We start from the raw sequence: 8,422 nt of genomic DNA on the forward strand, positions 1-8,422 counted from the left end.
AGAACTTTGTCACCAACCACGCCAAAGCACAGAAGGCAGGTATGAAGACAGGCGCCTATCATTTTTTTAGGTTCGACAAAGACGGAGTGGACCAGGCAATGAATTTTCTTGAGACGGTCGGCAACCGGAAACTTGACCTCGGACTCGCGATTGACATCGAAAAACAAGGGAATCCGGAAGGGATAAGCCGTGATATAATTGTGGAGCGCCTCGTAACAATGGCTGAATATCTCTATCTCAAAGGACATCGTGTGACATTCTACACCAACAAGACCGGATATGAAGAATATCTGATGGAAGCTTTTCCCGGATATCCGCTGTGGATATGTTCTTTTTCCGAACATCCAATAGATGCGGAATGGACCTATTGGCAATACGACCACCATGGAAAAGTCAATGGAATCAGGGGAGACGTGGACCTCAACGCCTTCAACGGCACCCGCGAAGAATTTGAATCAATCGGGCAATAACAGAATCCGGCAAACGTTTTTAAAGAGAATAAATACCGACTTTTTTGAAACGTTTTTACCCACATATAAATCTTCCTGCCATTATACTCGGCATATTGTCGATAACAGCAGGCACAGGCAGGGCTCTTGCGCTTGATCCGCAGCATTATGCACAAAATTCAGCACTCTCTTCCGGACGCTGGATGAAGATAAAGGTGAGCTCTACGGGCATGCATCTTGTTTCAAATGCCGACCTGAAGGCAATGGGGTTCTCAAATCCCGATGCGGTCAACGTATATGNCACAGGCGTGCGGATGGTACGTGCCGCACTTGCCGAAGACATGCCCGATGACCTTCCGCTTCTCCCTTCAGTGCGCACACCGAAGGGGATTGTGTTTTTTGCAACCGACAATGTGACCTGGACAAGAGACGGGAACGGGTTGTATTCTCATATTCTTAATCCGTACTGCGCTGAAAGCATCTATTTCATATCGGATCGCGAACAGGAAAACAAAGAACTGGCGAAAGCTTCCGCGTCTCCTGTGAAAGGCAACGACATAGCCACAGTCTTTACAGCCAGGCTCCTTCACGAACGAGACATTCAGGCTCCTTCGCAGGAAGGCAGACTCCTACTCGGTGAAGATTTTCGCTCCGAAAAATCACAGCGTTTCACATTCACTCTGCCGGGCATTGTCTCCGACCAAGCCACCATGCGTGTGGCATTCGGTGCAAAAACGACCAACGGCTCCTCATCTTTGCTGATAAGTGCCAATGGAGAGAGACTTCCGGCGACTTCCACCGACAAGATAGACGGATGTTCAAGCGAATTCATCAAAACAACCCTCACTTCAAAGACATTCACACAGACAGATGAAAAACTTACCGTCGGCATAGATTATTCCTATTCCGGCGCATTGTTCACAGCACGTCTTGATTATATCGAGGTTTTCTACGACAAATCCCTGAGTCTCACTTCCGGCGAGCTTCACTTCTACGACCGGTTTGACGGTGAATCCGTAGAGATCTCAGGCTGCGGTCAGAATACATTGATATGGGATGTGACCGACCCTTGCGAAGTAAAAGAGGTAGTTTTCTCTCTTGAAGGCGACAAAGCCTTTTTCACACCCGAACCGGGATACAGGGAATATGTGGCATTCGATCCGTCTTCAATCTCGCGTGCCGTCACCCGCAGCGTGAGAGTAAACAATCAGGACATACACTCCATGCCTTCCCCGGACATGCTGATAGTGGCATATTCTGAATATGCAGAAGCCGCAAAGAAAATAGCCAGGCTGCATGAGGAAGCCGACGGCTTCAATGTGACGGTACTGACGCCCGAGGAAATATACAACGAATTCTCCGGCGGTCATCCCGATGTGGGGGCATTCCGCAAATTGCTGAAAATGTGGCATGATCGCAATGAGACAAGACCTATAAAATACTGTCTGCTTCTTGGACGCGGATCTTACGACACAAAAATGGTCTCAAGCGGAATACGCAATGCCGGATACAGACCTCTGCCACTATGGCAGTCTCCCGAAGGGTTTACCGAACCCACAGCCTATTCCACAGATGACATCATCGGCATGCTTGACGATACTGACGAAAACACATTCAACATCAACGCCGCTTTGATGCATGTCGCCGTAGGTCGTCTTCCCGTAACCGGCGCAAAGGAGGCAAACGAGGTTGCGGCAAAACTTGAGAAATACATAAAGAACCCGAGATACGGCGCATGGCGCAACCGGGTGATGCTTATCGCGGATGACCAGGACAACGGCGAACATCTGGATCAGACAGAAAAAGTTTATACGCGCCTTAAAGCCAATGCTCCGCATTACCATTACGAGAAACTATACCTTGACGCATACCCGCTTGTATCGACAAGTCTCGGTCTGACATACCCGCAGGCTAAGGAAAGGATGATGCGCCTTTTCAACGAAGGTGTGATATACACCAATTATGTGGGACACGCTTCGGCAAGTTCGTGGACTCATGAGAAACTGCTGACATGGAACGACATAATCTCATTCAGCAATCCGAACTTGACTTTCTATTACGGCGCGACATGCTCTTTCGGCACTTGGGACGCAGACAACATAAGCGGTGCGGAAAAGCTTGTCCTGAATCCTGAAGCAGGATTCATCGGGGCGATATGTCCCAGCCGCACGGTCTACATATCGGAAAACGGTGTGCTGAACCTCAACATGGCGCAATGGATGCTGACTCCGGGACCCGACGGGGAAGCGACTCGTATCGGAGACGTGTTCATCAGGGCTAAAAACGGTTATAACAACGCCAACAAACTCCGGTACTGTCTGATGTCCGACCCGGCGATCCGAATACCCAAACCTGCCGGTTGTGTTGTGGTGGAAAGCATAAACGGAACCGATATTCTGCAATCCGGAGAAATGCCTGAATTGAAAGCGCTCGAAAAAGCAAGTGTCAAAGGCTACATCACGAATGCCGACGGCTCGCGTGCCGCCGGTTTCAACGGCACTGTCACGATCGACCTCTTCGATGCCGAAAGAGTCGTGGAGACATTGGGCAACGGTTCGGAGGGGACTGTCTCCACATACAACGACCGTCAGTCTCGTCTTGCAACAGTATCAACTAAAGTCACGGCAGGCGAATGGGAAGTCTCTCTGACCACACCCGCAGAGACCGACAACAATTATTCTCCCGCAAGAATCTCCGCTTACGCATGGAGCGACGAGGGGAAGGAAGCGCACGGTTCCACGGAATCTTTATATGTATATGGATTCGGTGACGACAGCGACTCCGACACGGAGGGGCCTGAAATCAGGACGTTTTACCTTAATTATCCCGAATTCAAGGAAGGGATGATGATAAACGCCAATCCTGTTGTACACGCTTCTTTCTACGATGAATCCGGTATCAACATCTCGGATTCGGGAATCGGACACAAGATGTCGGTCACACTTGACAAAGACCTCATTTTCGATGACGTATATTCATATTACACTCCCGATCCGGAAAACCCGCTCGGAGGATACATATCCTACCCGCTTAGCGGCATCTCCTCGGGCGAGCATACACTGAAACTCACTGTATACGACAATGCCAACAACGCATCGTCAAAGACTGTGTCGTTCAGCGTGGGCGCCGTCAGAGACCCGGCGATACGAGACCTCTCGACAGATGTCAACCCGGCGTCGACAAGTGTTGTCTTCTCTGTTTCGGTAGATCATCCCAACACCCGCATGAAATGCCGTCTGGAAGTTTTCGAATTGTCAGGCAGAAGAGTCTGGCTGGCAGACAACTCCGTCACCAGCGACATGCAGGGCGGCATGCAGACACAATGGGATCTCAGGGATGACGCAGGAAGACGTGTTCCCCGTGGAATATACCTTTATCGCGCCACTGTGGAGACTCCCGACGGAATGTACAGTTCACAGACAAAGAAACTTGCAGTGACTGCACAATAGAAATTGCAAAGACGATATGAACGAAGAAAACAACATCATACTGCCGGAACCTACACTGCGGCGTCTGCCGTGGTATCTGGCTTATGTAGAGATACTGAAAGCCAACGGGGTCGAGAACGTAAGCTCGACTCAGATTTCAAGGGCATTGAGTGTCGATGCGTCTCAGATTGCCAAAGACCTCTCCTTCCTCAATATCAGAGGCAAGACAAGAATCGGATACGAGGTCGGCGCTCTGATCGAGGCGTTGTCGGATTTTCTCGGTTTCACACGCTCCCACAAGGCTTATGTCATAGGCACAGGAAGTCTCGGCAAAGCACTGATCCGCGATTCGGGACTCTCGAACTATGGTCTGGAGATTGTCGCGGGCTTTGACGTAAACCCGGACATCATCGCACGTACGGATCTCGGAGTGCCTATATATCATCTTGACAGGATATATGAGGTTATGGAGAGCAATCCCGCCTCTATAGGAATACTGACAGTCCCGGCTCAGTCTGCTCAGGAATGCGCCGACACTGCAATCGGAGCGGGAATCAAGGCTATATGGAATTTCTCCCCCTATCGTGTGAAGGTTGCCGAGGGAGTTGTAATGGCGAACACATNAATCTACGCACATCTCGCGCTAATTTTCAACCGTCTTGAAGAAAGACATTCCAGAAACTGATTTTCATTCAGTACACAAGCAACATACAAAACGACATGAAAATATTCCGCCTAACCATATATGATGGCGAAATGCCTGATAACGAGATAAACTGGTTCACACTTCCGGACTCTACCGTAATACGCACCGACAATCCCTTCTTCGTACCGGATTTCGACACCGTTTTCAAAGCCTCATTCACGTTGGCGGTAAAAATAGGAAGACTCGGCAAATCCATAGCACCACGTTTCGCCCATCGCTATTACGCGGAAGCGACAATAGCGGTCACCGCACATGCCGCAAATCTGCTTGACAATCTGAAACGCAGAGGATTGCCATGGGATCGCGCTGTCTCTTTCGACAGATGCTGCATGGTCGGCGATTTTCTNCCGATAGAAGAAATCTTGTCTCAAGAGACCACATTTGCACCGTCCCGGACATCATGCTGCGGAATCAAACNGTCTGTATCTGACATAGACAGAATTATATCTTTGATAAGCCGTGACAACACGCTAAAGATCGGAGATCTTATCCTTATTCCTCTTGCTGGCGAAAGTATTGTTCTGGCTCCGGGTCAGGAAATCAAAGCCGATTGCGATTCAAAAAACATTCTTGAGATAAGAGTCAGATGAAACGCATATGGTTTGCCATACTGCTCTCCTTCTATTTCACAACAGGAATGCTCGCCAAGGGCAACTACGCTTTCAAAGCTGACTCGCGACTTAGCGAAGGCAAATGGGTAAAAATAGAAACCGGAGTCTCCGGACTTTATCAGATACCCTATTCCCTGCTGAATGAAATGGGATTCAAGAACCCCGATAAAGTTGGAGTATGGGGCAAAGGAGGGAGAGTGTATTCCATTAACTTCACAGATGCATCCGAAGCTCTCCCCTATAGCGATGACATTGAGCAGATCGCAGTAATACATGACAACAATTCATTATACTTCTATGCGCAAGGCGTGGAAAACATAGTTTTTGAAACCGGCAAGACGCCAATGTTCAGACGCAACGCAATGAACATATATTCCAACTCTGGATATTATTTTCTTTCCGACTGCGAAGATCCTTGTCTCGCCGCAGAGTCGGAATCTGAAGGCATGACTCAGGAATTGCTTCAGGGATGGGGATATGTCTATCATGAAAAAGACTTGCAGCTGAACACCACCAATACAGGTCAACTTTTCTGGGGCGAAAGTCTTCTTAACCCTGAAACTCCGTCAAGCTGGACACTCCCATCCCCGCTGATGACATCAGGAACAGCACACCTTGCATACAGGGTCTACACATCTCCGTCATCTAATGGAACAATAGGGATTGAGCTGAAAGATTCAGAATCACCCTACAGCTTTACATTCTCCTCTTTCGGAACAGACAAATTCTGGGAATATCCGGCATCCGCATCCGCAAATTCAATAGAATATAAAGTAAAAGCCTCGGAATGTGTCACGCTCCGAATAAACGCAACAAATTCGAATGCCGATTTTATAAACCTTGATTACTGGCTATTGTCATATCCTAAAATTCTCCCTGAAACCGGAGGAATATCAGCAAACGCATATGAACATTATTCTTTTGCCGTGACAGCCGGCGAAAGTTACAGTCTGCCACTCCCTGAAAACTACAGTGTGCTTGACATCACGATTCCCCGAAAAGCCGTAAGAGGAAGAAGACTCTCTGAAAACCCTTCGGCTATCGGCATAAAAGCCTCCTCAGACGCGATGTCACTGATTGTCTACGACAATGACCGACAACAGAGACAGATAACAGGCTGGAAAGAGGTAACAAACAACAACCTTCACGCCCTTCGGCAGACAGGGGCAGACTTGCTCATTGTCACAGTGCCGCGATTCAGGACATATGCGGAACAGATAGCGGAACTGCACCGCATACACGACGGCATCACAGTTGCAGTCGCCACGCCTGAAGAGATTTACAACGAGTTTTCAGGAGGGTGCCCCGATCCGATGGCATACAGAGCCTTTGCCAGAATGCTTTACAACTCCTCCGCTGCAAGACTGCGGAACATTCTGCTTCTCGGTCCGAGCGACCGCAATATACGCCATCACGTTTCAGGAGAAACGATATTTGACCGTATCATCGCGCCTCAGCAGCCGAACGCGACTCCGGGACGCGATGCGAGTCCGGCTTATGACCTGTATGGCATTATGGCGGATGTCATAAACGAAACCCAGTTGTATCGCGAAAAGATGGAGGTTGGCGTCGGGCTGCTTTCCTGCGAGACAGAATCGGAATGCGAGAAGGCAATCCGTAAAATCGGAGAATATCTTGAAGATGACAGTCAGGCGTGGAGAGTGAACGAGACACTGACTATCGGCGGGCTCCACGATAATCACACACATGGGCAACAGGCGGAAGATTTCGGGAATTACATCCGGCAATATCCTAAAACAGAAGGTATCGCGCACACAACAATCGCTGTCGATGCCTACGGCAACGAAAACGCCCGACGCAGATTTGTCTCCGCCCTTGACAACGGAAAAAATTTCACCGTATGGTTCGGTCACGGTGCACGCGTGATGCTCGGCAATGACAAGAAATTTTTCACGACCTCCGAGGCGGCATCCCTCACCAACCATAATATGGGATTCATGTATATGGGCGGATGTGATTTCTCGGTTCCCGACATAAGGGCGCGCGGTCTTGGAGAAAGTATAGTGCTCGATGCCGACCGCGGAATGGTGGGGGCAATTGTGAGCACACGCACAGCTTGGTCTAACCAGAATTATGATCTCGGGAAAAGAATCATCACCGGTTGGCTTGCTCCGGAGAATACCGATATCTCTCCTACCATAGGTGAAATATACGCCTATGCAAAATCGGGGACGTCATCGTCAAATTCCATGACTTTCATCCTTGCTGGAGACCCCGCATTGCGGGTTCCGTCTCCATTGAGAAATATCGACATCTCTGTTCAGAATTCCGTATCGGCAAGTGAANAGGTAAAAGTATCGGGAACAATATGTGATAAAAACGGCAATCCGGATTACTCGTTCAACGGCAAAATAGTGCTGAAACTGATGGAACCAGCACGCATACTGCGTTCAAAAGATTATGAGACAGGCACATGCAACATTCCTGTAAAGATCACGAACGGCGTTGAAACAACTGTATATTATACTCTTGACGTAACCTATGACACTGAGCTTATAGCGGCATTCGAAACGGATGTGACAGGAGGCAGATTCGAAATCGTAATGACTGTGCCTGAAAAAGTTCTCACTTTCACAGGGAGGGATGCAAGACTTGTGGCGGGAGCCTACGACAAGTCCCGGAAACTTGGAGCCGGAGGCGAGTCATTTCTCACAATCACCGGACAACCGGCGGAGGGAAGCGAGAGGGACATGGAACCTCCTCGGATAGAAATAAGCTATGACAACAGCCGAGATGAAATCAGCGTCTCGATCACAGACGATACGGCACTGTCTCTTGATGCCGGATCAAACGTGGCACTTCTTGACGGCAGAAGAATCAGTATCAATTATGACTCATACTGCGAGACAAGGGCGACAGACCGCCAATTCCTTGGATATATCGATATTTCCGGCACTGCCTGCGGAACGCACACCTGCTCGGTTTTAGCATCGGATCTGGCGGGAAACAAGTCCTCTGCGGAAACGACATTCGAAAAGATTCCCCGCACCGCTCCCCTTTCAGTCACACTCTCTTCGAAAGCGGCGGCAGATGAAATAGAAATTACTGTCGAAGGCATATTCTCCGCACCGCTTGATTATGAGATCATAGATTCCGAAGGCAAACTGATATGGAAAAGCAGGGAAAACACCGGATCCATATTCTGGGATTGCCGCGACATTCAAGGCAAAAGAGCCGCACCGGGATTGTATCGTGTTAGAGTACGTG

The 8,422-nt window shown here is 49.1% G+C and carries 5 protein-coding genes; all 5 read left to right on the plus strand.

The genetic code is table 11. The features are described from left to right. A partial coding sequence (locus JX312_RS05850; RefSeq protein ID WP_304504970.1) for a glycoside hydrolase family 25 protein occupies nucleotides 1-470 on the plus strand: 470 nt, incomplete at its 5' end. Between the two features lie 44 nt (nucleotides 471-514). Next, the gene (gene porU, locus JX312_RS05855; protein ID WP_204457371.1) at nucleotides 515-3,898 is read left to right on the plus strand and encodes a type IX secretion system sortase PorU; all 3,384 of its coding nucleotides are present in this window, start codon (nucleotides 515-517) and stop codon (nucleotides 3,896-3,898) included. A 16-nt stretch (nucleotides 3,899-3,914) separates the two neighbouring features. Continuing rightward, nucleotides 3,915-4,562, plus strand: coding sequence for a redox-sensing transcriptional repressor Rex (locus JX312_RS05860; RefSeq protein WP_204457372.1), 648 nt, complete (start codon nucleotides 3,915-3,917; stop codon nucleotides 4,560-4,562). 35 nt (nucleotides 4,563-4,597) lie between these two features. Next, entirely contained in the window at nucleotides 4,598-5,173 is a 576-nt protein-coding gene (locus JX312_RS05865) for a fumarylacetoacetate hydrolase family protein (RefSeq protein ID WP_204457373.1), read from the plus strand. Next, nucleotides 5,170-8,422 (plus strand): C25 family cysteine peptidase (locus JX312_RS05870; protein WP_204457374.1); only part of this gene is annotated, 3,253 nt, incomplete at its 3' end. The genes JX312_RS05865 and JX312_RS05870, both read left to right, overlap by 4 nt.

The organism is Barnesiella sp. CU968, from assembly GCF_905219685.1.
Taxonomy (GTDB): domain Bacteria; phylum Bacteroidota; class Bacteroidia; order Bacteroidales; family Muribaculaceae; genus Lepagella; species Lepagella muris_A.